Here is a 16,285-nt window from a genome sequence, read left to right as displayed (position 1 = left end):
CAAGAGGCGGCCCGGCTGCCGTACCGTTTCGGTCTGAAACGGTTTAGGCCCGTGGCTTTGCGTCCCTGTCTTTCGATCAGGTTTGCCTTTTTCAATTTCAATTGGTCTTCGCTTATGTACATAGGTAAAAGGATTTGCTCCTACCTACCTTTATACTATAAACAAGCATGACTGTATACCTAGTTACATAATATACGACCAGGTTTCAATATTTCCCTCTTTTTTTGGAATGTTTTGTCGATTTTAATTTGATGCATATTTTGCATAACTAATTTCATAAAATCTCCTTAACTCGGCGAGTCCTTCGGCGTTTTTTCGCGTATAATTTATCAGACATTCTGCCTCATACCTATTAAATTAAAGGAGAAGATTTCATATGCAAAAGAAGCATAGACAATGGTGGATTTCCGCCGCGCTTGTTGTGCTGTTGATCGCCTTGACAGGCTGTCAGGCCGTTCAGGGTCTTGATCTCGGGCAGGCTATGCAAAATACCGGAACCGTTAAGTCCTCGGTATCCAAAGGATCGATTGCGCTGGAGCTGATTACAGGCAGCAGCGATCAGATTGATCCCAAGGAAAAGGCGCTGATCCAAACGTTCAAAAATACGAAGCTGACGATCAACAGCGCTAAAATGCAGGACGCTCAGCACGCATCGATCGATGGGGAATGGAATTACGCCAAAGGGACGATTCCTTTTCAGCTCGTCATCGACGGTACTAAGATGATCGTACATATTGACGGCGCCAAGAAGCCTATCGTCTTTGACCAGGCGGCATTGGCGGCTGACGGAAGGGTGGCGCCGTTATCTCAAGAAATCAGGCAAAAACTGACGAATAGCGCAGAGCAGCTGCGGCCGGCCCTTTATAAGTTTTTCTTCAACAATGCGCCGAACCCGAATACAATCTCCGTAACCGACGCTACGGAGCAAGTGAACAATGAAACGCTAAACATGCAAAAAGTGCATGTGGAGTTAAAAGGCAGCGAGCTCGCCGGTCTTTTGAAACTGTTCCTGACGAACGTCCTCGCCGATGAGCAAGGCTTGAAAGAGCTGCTTGGCCAACTGTACGATGCGGTCGTACCGATTGTGAAGGAGCAAATGAGAATTTCTCAGGAACAATTGAAGGAAGAGTACCCCGATCTGGAGGAACAATCGACTACGTCGGATTTGATGATGGCCTATCTTAACAATAAAAACCTGGCGGTCGAATTCGCTTATACAACGATTCATGAGTACTTGAAAAAAGCTGTAGACGAATTCGATAAAACGATGAAAGACACTGCTGCTTCCGATTCACCGGCCAACGAGGAAGTGTCGGCGATCCTCAGCGATAAATTGACGTTCAAAGCCGATTATTACGTCGATCGGAACAAGCAGATCCGCAAGGTGCAGGCTGAGCTCAATATTCCGGCTCCCAATAAGGATGGCGCAGTGACCGGGATAAAATGGACCTACGCCTTCGAAAACTGGAGTTTGAACCAGTCCGTGACTGCGGATGCGATCGATACTTCCGGCGGGGCGTTGAATGTGGATTCCGATACGTTCAGAGGCTATGCGATTTTGAACAATTTTGACAAGAGTTCTTCGTTTTACAAGCTGCTGAAGGAAGATTTGCAAGTTACCAAAAAAGAGCTTCATTTCATTGTCCAAAGCCAAGAAGCCGCGGACGAGGATCCATACGGCTCCTACAGCCCGTATATGAACGACGATGAAGTCGTCATGGTTCCGGTGAGATTCCTTTCCGAGCAGCTTGGGGCTGACGTCAAATGGAATGCCGAATGGAAGCAGGTTACGATTAAAGACGGAGTAACCGGCACAAGCATCGTAATGTCCGTCGACAGCAAGTCCGCAACAGTGGGCGGAACGAACGTGGAACTGGACAGCGCTCCGGTTATGCGAAACGGGACAACGTTTGTTCCTATCCGTTTTATCGCCGAAAAGCTCGGCACAACCATCAAATACGATCCTGAAACCCGTCTCATCACCATTAAGCGGGATTAGAGGATCAAGGAAGCAGGATAATGGCCAAGGCGAGCGATCGCTTTGGTCATTTTTTTATATGAATAGGCGGCAGCCTATACCTTTCGGGAGCGCATGAATAGGCTAATAACGTAATAGGCGAATAACACGAGTGCAGAAAGGGGCAAGAACGCATCATGTATATGGAACCCCAGGTTATTTATCAGGCTGATTTTTCGGAGGAGCAGGAGCTGCCGCAAAACAGAGACAGACTCCGCGATACCTTGATTCCCCACATCGGGCGCACGGTTCATGTTCAAACCTTGGACGGATTCACGTATGAAGGCATTTTGGTCTATGTGGATGAACAACATGTGCATCTCCAGGTTTCGATGTATGAGCATCCCTATCATGGCATGTATCGCGGCTTCTACAATCCGGCTGCTTCCACGATCCTGACGCTGGTGCTGTACGAACTGCTCGTGATTGCCCTGCTGGCTTAAGCGGATGCCGAGCCGCCCTCCCCGAACAGGCAAAAACCCGCGCGAAACCGCCCGAGTCCAAACCTCGCAGCGTTCGTGCGGGTATGTTTTGTTATCGCAGCTAGCCGGGCAGCCTGGATAAGTACTGCCGGCTGAAAAAGCGGACCATATCCCCGCGGCTGATAATGCCGGCCAGATAGCCGCCGTTTTTTTCCACGACGACTTTTTGGAGATGCTTTCGGCCGAGCAGGGTCGCAACGTCGTTCAGCGGCGTGTCCACATTGACCGTGATAACCTTGGCTCTGGCGTAATCCATCACATTGGCATCGGCAATGTCGCGGCACTTCTCCTCCATCGTCTGCGTATCCATCCAGGTGGAGGTAAAAAAAGGTGATACGACGACGACATTGCTGTGCGAGCTGACTGCGCGCATAATATCTCCATCGCTAATGTACCCTTTGATCTGATTGCAGTGATTCACGATAGGCATCCCGCCGATTCCACGGCTGACGAACTTCTCCAAAACACATTTGATTGTATCCGCTTCCAAAACTTTCACTACTTGGTCAACCATGATGTCCGATGCTTTCATTATCGCTCGACCTCCTTGCTTGAAACTGTTTATGGAAGCTATCGGGAGAACCGGTTCAAAACGCTGCCGGCTCTCCGGCTTGCACGATAATTAAATTGTAAGACAATTAGCAAAGTTCAGTCAATGGTTGCCTCTGCGTGCGGAAACCTATTTTCGCAAGCTTTCCGCTTGCTGCCGCTTAAGCGATTTGCCGCCCAAGAGGCTTGCCGAATCCCAGGTCAGCTTCCGGACGTTCAGACCCAGCTTACCGGTAAGCAGCATATCGATCCCCCATTTTTGCGCCCACACGATGCCCTTTTCCGGACCAAGCCCGATGCAAAATAAATTCATAAAGGATGCATGCTCGGGACCGGTCTTGCCCGAATATTCCGCTTTTATGATTTTGGCAAGGCGCTGCGCTTGAGGAATGGCCTCTTTGCAGGTCATACCGTCGGCTTTGCCGGTGACCGAGTCGACGATGTGCGCACAATCTCCGATCGCATACATGTCGGGGCAGCCGCGCACATGATACCTGCCGTCGACGCTAATCTTCCCGTTCGCTTCCGTCGGCAGTCCGAGTCCGGCAATCAGCGGATTCGGCCGAAGGCCCAGCGTCCAGACGCATAGTCCCGCTTGTACAGCGGCTCCGTTGTCCAGCGTCAGACGATGCTGCTGATCATGGTACACAGCCGCCCTTGTGCCATGCATAACCCGAACGCCCAGTGCGTTCAGTTCTTTTTCGATTCTCCGGCCTACTTTGGCAGGCGCGGCTTCCATCAATCGCGGCTGTGAATTCACCAGGACGACGGACGCCAGCGCCGGGTCCAGTCCCGCCTTAGCCGCTTTCTGCCGCAGGGCGTGCGCAAATTCGGCAGCCGTCTCAATGCCGGTAATGCCCGCGCCGACAACCGCGGCGGACAGAAGCGTTCGTCTCGACGCTTCGTCGTCTACGTGCAAAAGAGCCTGCTGCACATTGTGATCCATGCGGCCCCGAATCTGCGCGCCGCTTTCCAGGCCTGACAAGGATATGCCGCCCTTACCGGGAGGAACCGGCACAGCCGTGCTGCCCAGACACAGGATCAACCGGTCGTACGCCATTGCACCTTCCCGCCCGTCCGGGTACTTCAAGGCGAGGCGATTCGCGCCCGGATCAACCGACACAAGCTCCGCCTGCACGATCTCCACCGCAGTATGAAAAAAGCGGGAGAGCGGAATCTTGAGATCGGCCTCACCCACCGCGCCGCGAAACAGCAGCACTTTTCTGAGATGATAGCTTTCTTTATCGATTAAAATGACCCGGTACTCACGCTGTCCTTCGAACTGCTTCAGCAAAGCGTTCGCCAGATTAATTCCGGCGTACCCGCCGCCTATGATTACGATTTTTTGTTCCATATGCCTCTCCCCCTCAAGCTTGATAAACATGAGACGGATTTGCTCCTTTCTTTGTGACACGCCGGCTCTGCGAATTAATTTTTGGAAAAAGAGGAATAAGCTCTCATGAAAATGGATATATTAACAAAGCTGTGCATTTCACTTACTAATGAGATACCTTCATCAGGTTTTTCGAAATTACTTTTTGTAACGTGTGAATGCATCACACAAATTAGGGTTGGAGGTTTTTGTACACATGGAAACAGGTACAGTTAAATGGTTCAATGCGGAAAAAGGTTTTGGGTTCATCGAAGTTGAAGGAGGCAAAGACGTATTCGTTCACTTCAGCGCGATCTCGGGCGAAGGCTACAAAAGCCTGGACGAAGGCGAGCGCGTTCAATTCGATGTCGTTCAAGGTAACCGCGGACCGCAAGCCGAGAATGTCGTAAGGCTGTAGTCCTGCACATATCCTTTTTGGAGAACAGCGGTTCCAGCCGGACAAACTGCACCGGGGAGGGCCGCGAACGGCCATGACCAATCCAAGCTGCTTGCTGGGAGTCAGTCCGACGGAGTCACTTTTGCACATGCCGGAGTGAAGTATACCTTCTGCTGAATTCATCGGACAGACTCCCGGCTGAAAAGGAGGAGTTAGTTTGTATTTTTCAAAGAAAACGATGGAACCCGTCCAAGAAGAAGAAACGAGCATCTGGACATGCAGTACGGAGCAATGCTCCTGCTGGATGAGGGATAACTTTTCTTTCGATGAAAATCCGGTCTGCCCGATTTGCAACTCGGCGATGGTGAAAGATACCAAGCTGCTCCCCGCTTTGACGAACACGAGCGGCAAAAAGTAATTGAAAAGCGCCGGTCCCGCGGGATCGGCGCTTTTTATGTTTCTGGGAACGGCGTCCCAGCCGTTCGTGACGCGGCTTGACAGGCCTGGTAACAACGCAAAACCAGCAAAAACTCCCCTGACGTCGTGGACGTCGCCGACAGAATGAAAACCGCGCGCAGCTCCCAGCGTGCGGTGTGAAGCTCGGAATCGGATCGGAAAACCACGAAAACCTGCAAAAGTGCTCAAAAGTACAGGCTTTTCCGTGAGAACGGCTCGGTTTGGAGAAAGCCTGCGATTGTGCAGGAATTTTCGGCGAGAATGGGGCCGAGACCGGGGCATGCGCTGAAAAACTGTATTTTTGCAGGCTTTCTCTACGCTGCCCGGCAGATTGCGCTACCTCCGGCGTGCAAGCTGCTTCTCCGTCGCTCCAGTTTGCCGCCAAGACGCGGTACAGCCCGTTCGATAGGCGGTTAGCGGCCCTCACCCCCAAAAGCCTGCGAAAGTGCAGGCTTTTTCCATGAAAGTAGCTCGTTTTGGAGAAAAGCCTGCGATTGTGCAGGAATTTTCGGTGAAAATGGGGCCGAGACCGGGGCATGCGCTGAAAAACTGTATTTTTGCAGGAATGTTTCACTTCCAGCGCATCAATGGGCAAAAAACTGCACATTTGCAGGTTTTCTGCGCGTGAACGAACGCGATGCCAAGCAAATGTGTCATTTCCAAGCATGCTAGGGTTGCTTCTCGCAGCTTTTCCAGGGCCGCGGGCGCGGGTGAGCCATTTCTACACGTGCGAGATTTGATTTCTCGCAGGTTTTCCGGGGCACGGGCGCGTGTACGCGCCATTTCCACACGTACGAGGGTCGCTTCTCGCAGCTTTTCCGGGGCCGCGGGCGCGGGTGAGCCATTTCTACACGTGCGAGATTTGATTTCTCGCAGGTTTTCCGGGGCACGGGCGCGTGTACGCGCCATTTCCACACGTACGAGGGTCGCTTCTCGCAGCTTTTCCGGGGCCGCGGGCGCGGGTGAGCCATTTCTACACGTGCGAGATTTGATTTCTCGCAGGTTTTCCGGGGCACGGGCGCGGGTACGCACCATTTCCACACGTACGAGGGTTGCTTCTCGCTAGGTTTCCGGGGCGCGGACGCGAGCGCTTGTGCAGATGCCGGTAATGTCTTGCCTTTGAGAGCAGGCATTTTCGGAAAAGCACAAGGGCATTCGGCCAGGAGTCTGTCCGATGAACTCATGTAGAAAGTATGTTTATGCGAAGTGACAGAGCAAACAGGGGGATGCAGTCCGCGGTCCGATGGCGTCGAGAACGACAACGCCATAGGGTGTGCGCTCCGTCGGCAACACCGCGAGCAGCCCCCGACGCACGGCGCGACGCCGCGCTGCACAACCTCGCCCGGCCGACCCCAACAGCCCCCTAACTCTCGGTCGGGTGCACCATCAGCTCCGGCCGGACGTAGCTGTCGAACTGCTCGGCCGTCAAAATCCCGCTCCGCAGCGCCGACTCCTTCAGCGTCAGCCCCTCTTTATGGGCTTGCTTGGCGATGCTCGCCGCTTTTTCGTACCCGATGTGCGGGTTCAGCGCGGTGACGAGCATCAGCGACTGCTCCAGATTGCGCCGGATGACCTCGCGATTCGGCTCTATGCCGACGGCGCAGTGGTCGTTGAACGAGCGCATCGCATCCGCCAGCAACCTGACCGACTGCAGGAAGTTGTAGATGATGACGGGCTTGAACACGTTCAGCTCGAAATTGCCCTGGCTTGCGGCGAAGCCGATGGCGGCGTCATTGCCCATGACCTGGCAGACGACCATCGTCATCGCTTCGCTCTGGGTCGGGTTGACCTTGCCGGGCATGATCGAGCTGCCCGGCTCGTTCTCCGGGATCGCGATTTCGCCGATCCCGCAGCGGGGGCCGCTTGCCAGCAGACGCACGTCATTGGCAAGCTTCATCAAATTCGCGGCAAGCGCCTTGAACGCGCCGTGAGCAAAAACGATCTGATCATGGCTGGTCAGCGCATGAAACTTGTTCGCGGCCGACGCAAAGCGCGTGCCGGTCAATCGCTCCAGCGCCGCGGCGACCCGGGCGCCGAACTCGGGATGCGCGTTCAGCCCGGTGCCGACGGCCGTGCCGCCGATCGCCAGCTCGCGCATCGTATCGACGCTGCCGCGCACCATCCGCGCAGCTTGCTCAAGCATCGCCGCCCAGCCGCTGATCTCCTGCCCCAGCGTCAGCGGGGTGGCGTCCTGCAGGTGGGTGCGGCCGATTTTGACGACGTCCCCGTACGCGTCCATCTTGCTGCGAAGCGTGGCATGCAGCAGCTCCAGCGCGGGCAGCAGCTCCTCTTCAACCGCGATCACACCGGCGACATGCATCGCTGTCGGGAACGTATCGTTCGAGCTTTGCGAACGGTTGACGTCATCGTTGGGATGGATGCGCTCGCTGCTTCCCGCCGCTTCCAGCCATTCGTTCCCGCGACGGGCGATCACCTCGTTGACGTTCATATTCGACTGCGTTCCGCTGCCCGTCTGCCAGACAACAAGCGGGAACTCGCCGTCCCAGCGCCCCTGCGCAATCTCGTCCGCCGCCCGGCAAATGGCGTCCGCTTTCTCCTGCGTCAGCCCTCCCAGGTCGCGGTTCACAAGCGCAGCCGCCTTTTTCAACAGGGCAAAAGCATGGATCAGCCTGACCGGCATCCGCTCCGTGCCGATTTTGAAATTTTCGTAGCTCCGCTGGGTTTGCGCCCCCCACAGCTTGTCCGCAGGCACTTTGACTTCCCCCATCGTATCCCGTTCAATTCGAAAGTTTGGATCCACCGCTCTTTGGGCACCTCCGCTGATTGGTCTAAACTAAGCCCGAGCCCAGGCTCATTTCCTTTTTCCTGTTATAGCATTCCCAGACAACGTGAAAACCTGCAAATTTCGGGCTGTTGCCCCCCCACATTAGTGGAGATAGCCATAATCTGCCTGACTGCACGAAAAAACCTGCAAAAATACATGAATTTGCATCCCTTGATCGCTGGCCACGAACAATTCCTGCAATTGTGCAGGCTTTTCAGCGAACACATCGACTCATACTCACTTTCAGCGGAAATTCCTGCACTTTTGCAGGTTTTTAGCCAAAACAAGCTAATCTCAGAGAAAAAACCTGTACTTTCGCAGGTTTTCTCCTTACCAAGCTGCTTCCTGCCCAATTATGCATTTCCACGACCTTCACCGACAGAGGCGCGCACCCAGAAAAAGCGGCTGGCCCCCCACTAATTCCCCTAGCCCTAGAGGTATCGCGACTTGCTCGGGCAGCCTGCGAATTTACACGCCGATGATTTCGCACCGCGCGCGGCTCCCGGCGCACGATGTTGATGCTGCATGACGACGATGATTCCCGATGGCTGTGTCCGCTTTTTAAAATCATATATAATAAGACTAGCAACCGAACCGATGAAGGAGCAGTGATCCTATGGAAACAAAACTGGAAATTATCGTGCGCTCGACCGAAATCGATGTGAACGGGCATGTCAATAATGCCAAATATTTGGAGTACCTGGAATGGGGCCGTGAAGAATGGTATGAGCAGATCGGACTGACGTATGACGCTTTTGACGATATGGGGATTCAGACCGTGACGGTGAACATCAATATCAATTACCGCCAGGAGTGCAGGCAAGGCGACAAACTCACGGTTACATGCCGCCCCGAGCAGGTGGGAAGAACCAGCTATGTGCTGAAGCAGACGATCGTGAACTGGCAAGGCCAAACTTGTGCCGATGCGCTCGTCACCAGTGTAACGATGGGCAGCGCCACTCGCAAGAGCCGCGAAGTGCCCGATGAGCTGCGCAAATGGTTTGCCTAACCGGCAACATGGAAAATTCATGGTTCATGAATATAATTTTTCCATTTGAGGGATACTTGGATTGTGCTTGAACGAGGAGGTGAATACACTATGACAACCAATAACAACGATGTGGTCAATCATGGATTAAACGCCGCCGAGGCCAATGCGGATGACAGCAAATCCAAACAGCAGGTAGAGCAGCTGTCCTCCGAACTGCGGGAGACGACCGGTGCCGTATCCTCCGCCGAAGAAACTACCGACACAGAACAATAAAGCAGGGACAGAAACCGTAGAAGCGCCGGGTGCGTTTTCTGCGGTTTTTGTTTTTTCCGGCGGCATCAGGATCGAACCACTCGCCCATTCCCCGAATAAATTGGTTAAAAAAGCTGGGATGGATGAACCGATGAACGGACCGGAGCCCGTTAGCATACAAACCCGCAAAGTGCTGCGCCCCAGGCTGAAACTTTCTTATCCGGTTGTGACGAATCTGCCGTCGCACGCGGCGGAACAGCAAATCAATGCGGCCATTATCAATGAAGTGAATCTGCTGCTCCACCGGCAAGGATATCCGCAAAACCCGCAGACGGAAGTCACGGCATACTACGAGCTCAAAACGAACGAAAGAGACATTCTCAGCTTGTCGCTGCTGAATTACGCCTTTTCGGGCGGCGCGCACGGGCTTACGCTGCAAAAATCGCTAACTTTTCAAACGACGACAGGCAAATCCTACGCTTTAAAAGACCTGTTCAAACCCGGCAGCGACTATGTGAAGAGATTGTCCGCTCTCATTCATGAACAAATCAAAGCCCGCGGCATCCCGCTCCTGACGGATTTCAAGAGCATACGGCCTGACCAGGACTACTACATCGCGGACAAAGCGCTGGTCATTTATTTTCAGGTTTACGAAATTACCCCTTACTTTTACGGCTTCGCCTATTTCCCCATCTCCGTTTACCAAATCCAGGACATTATCGACGAAGACGGCCCTCTCGGCAAAATGATGTACTAAGGGCGAAAGCGTGCGCAAAACCATCATATACGACAAAACCGGTTTCCTGTACGTCAAAGGCTAGCCGGTTTTTTATTTGTTTTTTGTGTAAAAATTTGGATTCCCCCTCTGCCCAGGGCAATTATCGGATTGACGTCCGGAAAGATGAAAGATATAATGAGCTAGTAATTTAGTAAATTACTAATTTAGTAAGCGAAAAGAGGAAAAGAAAATGAAAATACCAACTACTTTAAAACATAAGCCTGTTGTCGTGTCGGAAAATTATGAGCGGGTTGACGGCCGACTTGCCCAAAACACGGATGCTAAGGGCCTCTCTTTAGGACTCGCCCAATGGAATGACAGAGGAAAGGTCGATATTTCCGCCAAAGTATGGAGATACACAGGAGAAAAATGGTCAAGGCAATCGGAGGAGCTTCCTCTCCATCGCGTTCTTGATTTGTCCATTCTGATTTGCCGGTCCTTGGAGCATTTTCGCGAAGCATACAGATATGAACATTTATATGATCCGAATGAGCCCGTCATCGACCGGGTCGGCCTACAGGGGGATGCCATGACCGTGGCGATATGTACGGACAATGAGAGAATCAATGAAGATATTAAGCTGTTCGGCCAAGCTCTGAGCGACGACGATGAGATGATCAGCGAACGTCTGCGGACGTTATCAAAAATTTTAAAAGATATGGGGTATTAACGTGTTTTCCAATCGTTATGTTCGAACTATTATTCTCTCCCGGGTGCTGCTGCAGCTGGGGGTTTGGATTCGGAATTATGCCGTCCTTCTTTATGTTACCGATTTAACGAATAATAATCCGGTTTACGTATCGCTTATTTCGGTTGCGGAATTCGCGCCGATCTTTCTATTCGCTCTTATCGGCGGAACCTTTGCCGACCGATGGCGGCCGAAGCGGACAATGGTTTGGAGCGATCTGCTGTCCGCCTTGTCCGTTGTGGCTGTGCTGCTTGCCGTCATGAACGGCGGATGGATCGCGCTTCTCGTCGGATCGTTTGTTTCCGCCAGCCTGTCTCAATTTTCTCAGCCTTCGGCCATGAAACTGTACAAACGGCATGTGCCAGGGGAACAACTGCAAGGCGTGATGGCGATGTCCCAAACCCTTGTCGCTGTCTTTATGGTTTTGGGCCCGGTCATCGGTACGTTTATTTTCATACAGTTTGGTATTAAAATTCCGCTCGTCCTGACGGCAGTTTTGTTCCTGGGGTCCTCCCTTGTACTATCGACGCTTCCCCACGACGAGGCGGAACCGAAGTCCGGCGGTGCCGGCAGCTTCATGAAGGAATTGATGGCCGGGTTGCGTTATATCGGGTCCAATCAATCCTTAAGAACGCTCAGCTTGACTTTCGCGGCTGTCGGATTGGCCTCGGGAATTACTCAGCCGCTCCAGATTTTCATTGTCATAGAGAAGCTGGGGCAGAGCAAACAATTTCTGCAGTGGGCGGTTATGACTAATGGGGCAGCTATGTTAGTAGGCGGAGCCGCCATAATGGGGATTGCCAAAAAGGTGAAGCCGCAGCTTCTGCTCATGACAGGCTTGCTTGTCACCGCCGTCTGTACGATCGGAATTGGCGCGTCTACGATGGTTTGGCTGACCATTGTCCTTTTAGTGATCAGCGGGTTGTTTTACCCTTGCATTCAAGGCGGAATCCAGACGCTGCTTGTGCGGAATACGGAAGGAGCTCTTATGGGCCGGGTATCGGGAGCGATCACTCCGGTTTTTATGGGAATGATGGTGATCGGCATGTTTTTATCCGGTTATCTGAAGGATGCGTTCTCCCTGCTCACGGTATATGTGATCAGCGGCGGTTTGATTGTTGTCGGTGCGATGCTGCTGCTCCCTCTTGTTGCCCGGAAAAAAAGCGAAGCTGCGAGGGGCCCGGCATTATGACGGAAAGGAGAAGTGTTATGAATGACCATGAACCCTGTTATTTGTCGCCTGCAAGACAATTGACGGACGCGGAAAAAGGGCTTGTCTGGAAAAAGCCGGCATCTCATAAAGTCAGCGAAGAAGAACGGCGTATTTGCAACGAAATACAGCGCAACTGGCATCGCGGCGAAATGAAAATCGCCAATATTTTGCTAGAGGGCGACGCCGGCTCCGGTAAAACGCAGCTCGCCAAGGCGTTGTCGGCTAATTTCGGGCTGCCTTATACGAAAGTGACCTGTTTTGCCGATATGGATAAATCGGACGTGATTGGCGCTATTTTGCCAGTGATTTCGCACGAGCGGCTGGAGAAGTTTGAGCCTGCGGAACAAACCGTTTTGAAGGCATTGTACGAAAGCGACGGTTTTCAAAGCGCGGCTGAAATTTTGATGGACATTCTGGGGGTCACCCGGGAACAAGCCGCTTTAAAAATGAAGCGGTTGATGAAGCTGGCCGCCGAAAACACCGGGGGCGAAGCGGTTGAGTATCGTTTTTACCCATCCGAGATCGTCAGAGCCTACCAGAAAGGTTATCTCCTGGAAATACAAGAACCGACCGTTATTCGCGATGCCGCGGTGTTAATGGCGTTAAATTCCGCCTTGGAGCCGGATGGCAGCATCAATCTGCCTACGGAAATCGTGCGCAGGCATCCGGACTTCATCGCGGTCATCACGACAAACCGCAGTTATGCGGGGTCCAGACCGCTCAACGAAGCGCTGCGCGACAGAGTTCAGCATACCGAGAAGATGGACTTGCCGACGAAAGAAGTCATGATAGAACGCGCCATCGCCAAAACCGGCTATACGGCCGACAAGGTGCTGGGCGTTCTGGCGGATATCATGATTGTTTTGGACAAAACGGCCCGGGCCCATGCGATCAAAGGCGTAGCCGGAATGCGCTCCTACTTCTACTGGGCGGATGCCGTCGCCGAGGGCGCTCCTGTCAGGGAATCCCTGTATCATAAAGTCATATACAAGATAACTACCGATTCCGAGGAAATCGAAATTTTGGAAAATGCGCTTACAAGCAGCGGTTTGTTGGCGAGCCTTGATGAAGTCGGGATGGAAGTAAAAAAAAACGGCATTTTGACGCAGTAGAGATCAGAACATGGGGAAATATAGACAGCGCCGATTTTGACCGCGGCAACGATTTGGAAGAAGACGGCATCGCCTTAAAAAAATCCGCTGACAGCGACGAAAGCTCATCCGACGGTTCCGAGCATTCCTCCGATACGGAAAGTTCGGATTTGGGAGAGAACGGCTCCCCCATTTATCACCAGGCAAATCCTGAAGCCATGTCAGAGGATGCGGTACAAAAAGAGCGCGATTTCCGCAAAAAACTGAATCGGGACGCGAGGGAAGTTGTATCCGATTCGATTCACGGCCATGTCAGGCTCATCGTTCACCGCCCGGACTACGTTTTGGAAAACCAGCACGAATATGCCGGTCTAAGCAAAGGGCTTATGCCTGTCGTGCGGGAAATCGCCAGAAAGACGCTTCCGCTGTTGGAACATGAGGTATCGTCCGAGTTCGCGAGAAATCATTACTATGGCAGCAAATTTCAAGCGGACAGCATCGCTTACCGGGATTTCAGGTATTTTGCCAAGAAACGTCCGCCAACCGAATCCCCTTCCCTTGCGGTCGGTCTAAGGGTCGACGAATCGGCGTCGATGTCGGCTTTCGGGAGATTGGAAGCGGCCAAACGCGCGGTGATCGCGGTATATGAATTTTGTCAATACTGTCATATTCCCGTATTGATTTACGGCGATACTGCGGATGTCTCCAAAATGGAGCAAATGTCGGTCTTTGCCTATTCCGATATGGATAAACCGGACCCCAACGACCGATTCAGGCTCATGGGGATTCGCGCCAGAAGCAATAATCGCGACGGAATGGCTTTGCGCATTATTGCCGAACGGCTGGCGGCCGCGCCGCAAAAAACCAAGCTGCTGATTAGCATAAGCGATGGGCAGCCCAAAGCAATGGAAGATTACACCGGGAACTATGCGATCCGGGACATGCAGCAAACGATAGCCGAGTACGAACGGAAAGGAATTGCCTTTCTGGCAGCCGCAATCGGCCAGGACAAAGATGTGATTCAGCACATCTATGGGAATGAGCGGTTTTTGGATATTACCGATCTGCATGAGTTCCCGGCTAAATTGGTTCGCATTATCGCCCGGTATTTGTGAGAGGAGAAACATATATGGACAAGAGCAGACGCAAGGAACTGCAAGAGGAATACAAACAAATCAAGACTTACATGGGTGTAATCCAAATAACGAACAACACTAACGGCAAAATTTTCATAGACAGCTATCCCAATCTGAAAAACAAATGGATCATGATCCAAAGCCAACTGGACATGGGGAGATTCGCCAACTTACAACTGCAAAAGGACTGGAAGGAACTAGGCGCCTCGGCATTCACCTACGAAGTGCTGCAGCAAAAAGAAGCCGACGAAATTACAGACATGCGCTGGGAGCTGAAAAAAATACTAAAGCCATGGCTGGAAAAATTGCAGCCCTACGGAGAGAAGGGCTACAACAGACCGCCGAGGGATTGACCCTCGCGGCACAGGCGGGGAGACGGCTGCCTGGCGGGTCCCAAGGGGGCTCCTAAGGCAGAGCACACCGGGGCAACACCCAGGGACACCTAGACGCCCCAAGGCTACTCCTTGGTAGCCCTCAGGGCAGCACCTAAGCGGCTCCATGGTAGCTCCTAGGCAGCACCTCAGGGAAGCACAAGGCAACCCCCGGGTAGCACCCTAGGGCAACACCTAAGTAGACCCAAGGCAAGCTCCCAGGTAACCCTCCCCGGCGGCTAGAGGTCTGTCCGATGAACCCGCACACACGCTGGAAAGCAGCAAATCTACTGGAAAAACGAAAAAAAACTGCAAAAGTACAGTTTTTGCTCGGTTGATACGCTTGCCACGAGAAATTCCTGCAATTGTGCAGGCTTTTCGCCGCGAATATGGGCTCAGGCTCAATTTCACCGAAAATTCCTGCACAATCGCAGGTTTTTCGCCAAAACGAACCATTTCCATGAAAAAAAACTGCACTTTCGCAGTTTTTTCCCTGTCAAGCCGTCTTGTCCCCCTTTACTTCAGCTCAACAACCTGTACAGGAGAGGTGAGTCCCTCTTCAGCTACGCAAACCGTACTGGAGAGGCGAGGGCTGGGGAATAACCACTACGCTCCCCGGTATTTCCCTAGCCCGTAACTGTATCAACGAACGCACAAAAGTAACTCCGCCTGCCGGACTGCTACTAAGAGGATTCGGCCACTATAACGTGACGGCTGAACCGGCCCTTCCGTACGATGCAGCGGTCCGCGATGCGGAAGCCCGCTTGTTCCACGGCCGCGTCGACGGGCTCGGTCGTGATGATGACCGCCCTGTCTGCAAGGCGGCGGGCGCTTTGGAGCATTTGAAGCTGCTCGTCTTCCGGCAGCTTCGAGCACAGGTTGTACGGCATGTCGAGGATGAGGGCATCGCAGCGGCCCGTCAATGTCCGCATGTCGGCGAGGCTCACCACGTTCGGCATGCCGAAGTGGGCCAGGTTCGCCCGCGCGCCGCGCACGGCCAGCGGGTTCGCGTCGCAGCCGGCGATGTCGATCCCCATCGACATCGCCTCGATCAGGACCGTGCCGATGCCGCAGCACGGGTCAAGCGCCCGCGTGCCCGCAATCTCGGGCACGGCGATGTTCACCACCGCCCGCGCGACGCGGGTGCTCAGGGCGGTGGAGTAGTTCTGCGGCTTCTGCTGATGCCGCAGCCATACGGCTTCGCCGTAGGAGCAGCTGCCCAGCAGCCACCGGCCCTGCAGCGCCGTCACGGCGAAGCGCTGCTCCGGCCGCCGCATCTCCGCCCTGCCGCGGAGATGCCGGCCCAGTTCGCGTTCGATCTCCCGCTGGCGGTCATAGCTGACCGCAGCATCCGTCTCCGCGAACACAACTTTGAACGTTGACCCCGTGACGGTCAACGTCTGCGCCAGCGCGGCCAGCTCCTGCAAGCTGCCGGCCGCCAACTGCACGTCGAGCCGCAGCTTCAGGAACGGGCTGCGGCTCGGCTCGATCCGGCGTGCGCTTCGCAGCCAGCGCGCGCCGGGTTCCGGCGCTGCACCCAGCAGGGTGCGCAGCTCCAATTCACACAAAGCCTGCTCATCTTCATGGCAGGCAAATACATACACATATTCCACGCTTCCTTAGTCCTTCCTGGGAGTCTGCCCGACGGAGTTACTTTTGTGTTTTTACCTTCTGCGCGCTTCATCGGACAGACCCCTCAGTTCTTCG

The 16,285-nt window shown here is 53.5% G+C and carries 17 protein-coding genes and 1 riboswitch; of the genes, 13 read left to right on the top strand and 4 right to left on the bottom strand.

The window, feature by feature from the left end; translation table 11 throughout:
* Window positions 1-2 precede the first annotated feature (2 nt).
* Window positions 3-97: riboswitch (cyclic di-GMP riboswitch) on the bottom strand.
* A gap of 279 nt (window positions 98-376) precedes the next feature.
* Window positions 377-1,999, top strand: a complete 1,623-nt coding sequence (locus AC6RNO_RS08005; RefSeq protein ID WP_497105147.1) for a stalk domain-containing protein — start codon at window positions 377-379, stop codon at window positions 1,997-1,999.
* 155 nt (window positions 2,000-2,154) lie between these two features.
* Entirely contained in the window at window positions 2,155-2,460 is a 306-nt protein-coding gene (locus tag AC6RNO_RS08000; RefSeq protein WP_474686839.1) for an LSm family protein, read from the top strand.
* Window positions 2,461-2,560: 100 nt separating this feature from the next.
* Here the strand turns inward: AC6RNO_RS08000 and AC6RNO_RS07995 are convergent, their stop codons facing one another.
* Entirely contained in the window at window positions 2,561-3,031 is a 471-nt protein-coding gene (locus tag AC6RNO_RS07995) for a CBS domain-containing protein (RefSeq protein WP_474686838.1), read from the bottom strand.
* 147 nt (window positions 3,032-3,178) lie between these two features.
* Window positions 3,179-4,402 (bottom strand): FAD-dependent oxidoreductase, encoded by a 1,224-nt coding sequence (locus AC6RNO_RS07990; RefSeq protein WP_497105146.1) that lies wholly within the window; start codon window positions 4,400-4,402, stop codon window positions 3,179-3,181.
* Window positions 4,403-4,637: 235 nt separating this feature from the next.
* Here AC6RNO_RS07990 and AC6RNO_RS07985 point away from each other — a divergent pair, with 235 nt between their 5' ends.
* From AC6RNO_RS07985 to AC6RNO_RS07975, 3 genes are all read left to right on the top strand, one after another.
* Window positions 4,638-4,838: a cold-shock protein gene (locus AC6RNO_RS07985; protein ID WP_474686834.1), complete on the top strand. Its 201-nt coding sequence runs from the start codon at window positions 4,638-4,640 to the stop codon at window positions 4,836-4,838.
* 196 nt (window positions 4,839-5,034) lie between these two features.
* Window positions 5,035-5,235, top strand: coding sequence for a cold-shock protein (locus AC6RNO_RS07980; protein WP_474686832.1), 201 nt, complete (start codon window positions 5,035-5,037; stop codon window positions 5,233-5,235).
* Between the two features lie 498 nt (window positions 5,236-5,733).
* Window positions 5,734-5,901: a hypothetical protein gene (locus AC6RNO_RS07975; RefSeq protein ID WP_497105145.1), complete on the top strand. Its 168-nt coding sequence runs from the start codon at window positions 5,734-5,736 to the stop codon at window positions 5,899-5,901.
* 735 nt (window positions 5,902-6,636) lie between these two features.
* Here the strand turns inward: AC6RNO_RS07975 and fumC are convergent.
* Window positions 6,637-8,034, bottom strand: a complete 1,398-nt coding sequence (fumC, locus tag AC6RNO_RS07970; protein ID WP_497105144.1) for a class II fumarate hydratase — start codon at window positions 8,032-8,034, stop codon at window positions 6,637-6,639.
* A 640-nt stretch (window positions 8,035-8,674) separates the two neighbouring features.
* Between fumC and AC6RNO_RS07965 the strand changes: the two genes are divergently transcribed.
* From AC6RNO_RS07965 to AC6RNO_RS07930, 8 genes are all read left to right on the top strand, one after another.
* On the top strand, window positions 8,675-9,067 hold the full coding sequence (locus tag AC6RNO_RS07965; RefSeq protein WP_497105143.1) for a YbgC/FadM family acyl-CoA thioesterase: 393 nt from the start codon (window positions 8,675-8,677) through the stop codon (window positions 9,065-9,067).
* Window positions 9,068-9,157: 90 nt separating this feature from the next.
* Entirely contained in the window at window positions 9,158-9,322 is a 165-nt protein-coding gene (locus tag AC6RNO_RS07960) for a hypothetical protein (RefSeq protein WP_497105142.1), read from the top strand.
* A 130-nt stretch (window positions 9,323-9,452) separates the two neighbouring features.
* Window positions 9,453-10,058 (top strand): DUF3298 domain-containing protein, encoded by a 606-nt coding sequence (locus AC6RNO_RS07955; protein WP_497105141.1) that lies wholly within the window; start codon window positions 9,453-9,455, stop codon window positions 10,056-10,058.
* Between the two features lie 211 nt (window positions 10,059-10,269).
* Window positions 10,270-10,749 carry a DUF6530 family protein gene (locus tag AC6RNO_RS07950; RefSeq protein WP_474686818.1) on the top strand — a complete coding sequence of 160 codons (480 nt, stop codon included), beginning with the start codon at window positions 10,270-10,272 and terminating at the stop codon, window positions 10,747-10,749.
* 1 nt (window position 10,750) lies between these two features.
* Window positions 10,751-11,959, top strand: a complete 1,209-nt coding sequence (locus tag AC6RNO_RS07945) for an MFS transporter (RefSeq protein ID WP_488435929.1) — start codon at window positions 10,751-10,753, stop codon at window positions 11,957-11,959.
* A 17-nt stretch (window positions 11,960-11,976) separates the two neighbouring features.
* Window positions 11,977-13,092, top strand: coding sequence for an AAA family ATPase (locus AC6RNO_RS07940; protein WP_488435928.1), 1,116 nt, complete (start codon window positions 11,977-11,979; stop codon window positions 13,090-13,092).
* A gap of 53 nt (window positions 13,093-13,145) precedes the next feature.
* Window positions 13,146-14,186, top strand: coding sequence for a cobaltochelatase CobT-related protein (locus AC6RNO_RS07935; protein WP_497105140.1), 1,041 nt, complete (start codon window positions 13,146-13,148; stop codon window positions 14,184-14,186).
* A 14-nt stretch (window positions 14,187-14,200) separates the two neighbouring features.
* Window positions 14,201-14,560: a GIY-YIG nuclease family protein gene (locus tag AC6RNO_RS07930; RefSeq protein WP_474686814.1), complete on the top strand. Its 360-nt coding sequence runs from the start codon at window positions 14,201-14,203 to the stop codon at window positions 14,558-14,560.
* A 701-nt stretch (window positions 14,561-15,261) separates the two neighbouring features.
* On the opposite strand, the gene AC6RNO_RS07925 is transcribed toward AC6RNO_RS07930, so the two are convergent.
* Window positions 15,262-16,191, bottom strand: a complete 930-nt coding sequence (locus AC6RNO_RS07925; protein WP_497105139.1) for an RsmD family RNA methyltransferase — start codon at window positions 16,189-16,191, stop codon at window positions 15,262-15,264.
* Between the last annotated feature and the right edge of the window lie 94 nt (window positions 16,192-16,285).

This window comes from Paenibacillus sp. sgz302190 (assembly GCF_059820445.1).
The sequence above is the reverse complement of the archived record's forward strand: the minus strand, read 5'-3'. Positions and strand labels throughout refer to the sequence as shown.

Excerpts from the sequence above, each read along its gene's own strand:
- AC6RNO_RS07955 (WP_497105141.1), top strand. The coding sequence starts at position 9,453 with ATGAACGGACCGGAGCCCGTTAGCATACAAACCCGCAAAGTGCTGCGC.
- AC6RNO_RS07985 (WP_474686834.1), top strand. The coding sequence starts at position 4,638 with ATGGAAACAGGTACAGTTAAATGGTTCAATGCGGAAAAAGGTTTTGGG.
- AC6RNO_RS07995 (WP_474686838.1), bottom strand. The coding sequence starts at position 3,031 with ATGAAAGCATCGGACATCATGGTTGACCAAGTAGTGAAAGTTTTGGAA.
- AC6RNO_RS07990 (WP_497105146.1), bottom strand. The coding sequence starts at position 4,402 with ATGGAACAAAAAATCGTAATCATAGGCGGCGGGTACGCCGGAATTAAT.
- AC6RNO_RS07950 (WP_474686818.1), top strand. The coding sequence starts at position 10,270 with ATGAAAATACCAACTACTTTAAAACATAAGCCTGTTGTCGTGTCGGAA.
- AC6RNO_RS08005 (WP_497105147.1), top strand. The coding sequence starts at position 377 with ATGCAAAAGAAGCATAGACAATGGTGGATTTCCGCCGCGCTTGTTGTG.
- AC6RNO_RS08000 (WP_474686839.1), top strand. The coding sequence starts at position 2,155 with ATGTATATGGAACCCCAGGTTATTTATCAGGCTGATTTTTCGGAGGAG.
- AC6RNO_RS07940 (WP_488435928.1), top strand. The coding sequence starts at position 11,977 with ATGAATGACCATGAACCCTGTTATTTGTCGCCTGCAAGACAATTGACG.
- AC6RNO_RS07930 (WP_474686814.1), top strand. The coding sequence starts at position 14,201 with ATGGACAAGAGCAGACGCAAGGAACTGCAAGAGGAATACAAACAAATC.
- AC6RNO_RS07960 (WP_497105142.1), top strand. The coding sequence starts at position 9,158 with ATGACAACCAATAACAACGATGTGGTCAATCATGGATTAAACGCCGCC.
- AC6RNO_RS07975 (WP_497105145.1), top strand. The coding sequence starts at position 5,734 with ATGAAAGTAGCTCGTTTTGGAGAAAAGCCTGCGATTGTGCAGGAATTT.
- AC6RNO_RS07965 (WP_497105143.1), top strand. The coding sequence starts at position 8,675 with ATGGAAACAAAACTGGAAATTATCGTGCGCTCGACCGAAATCGATGTG.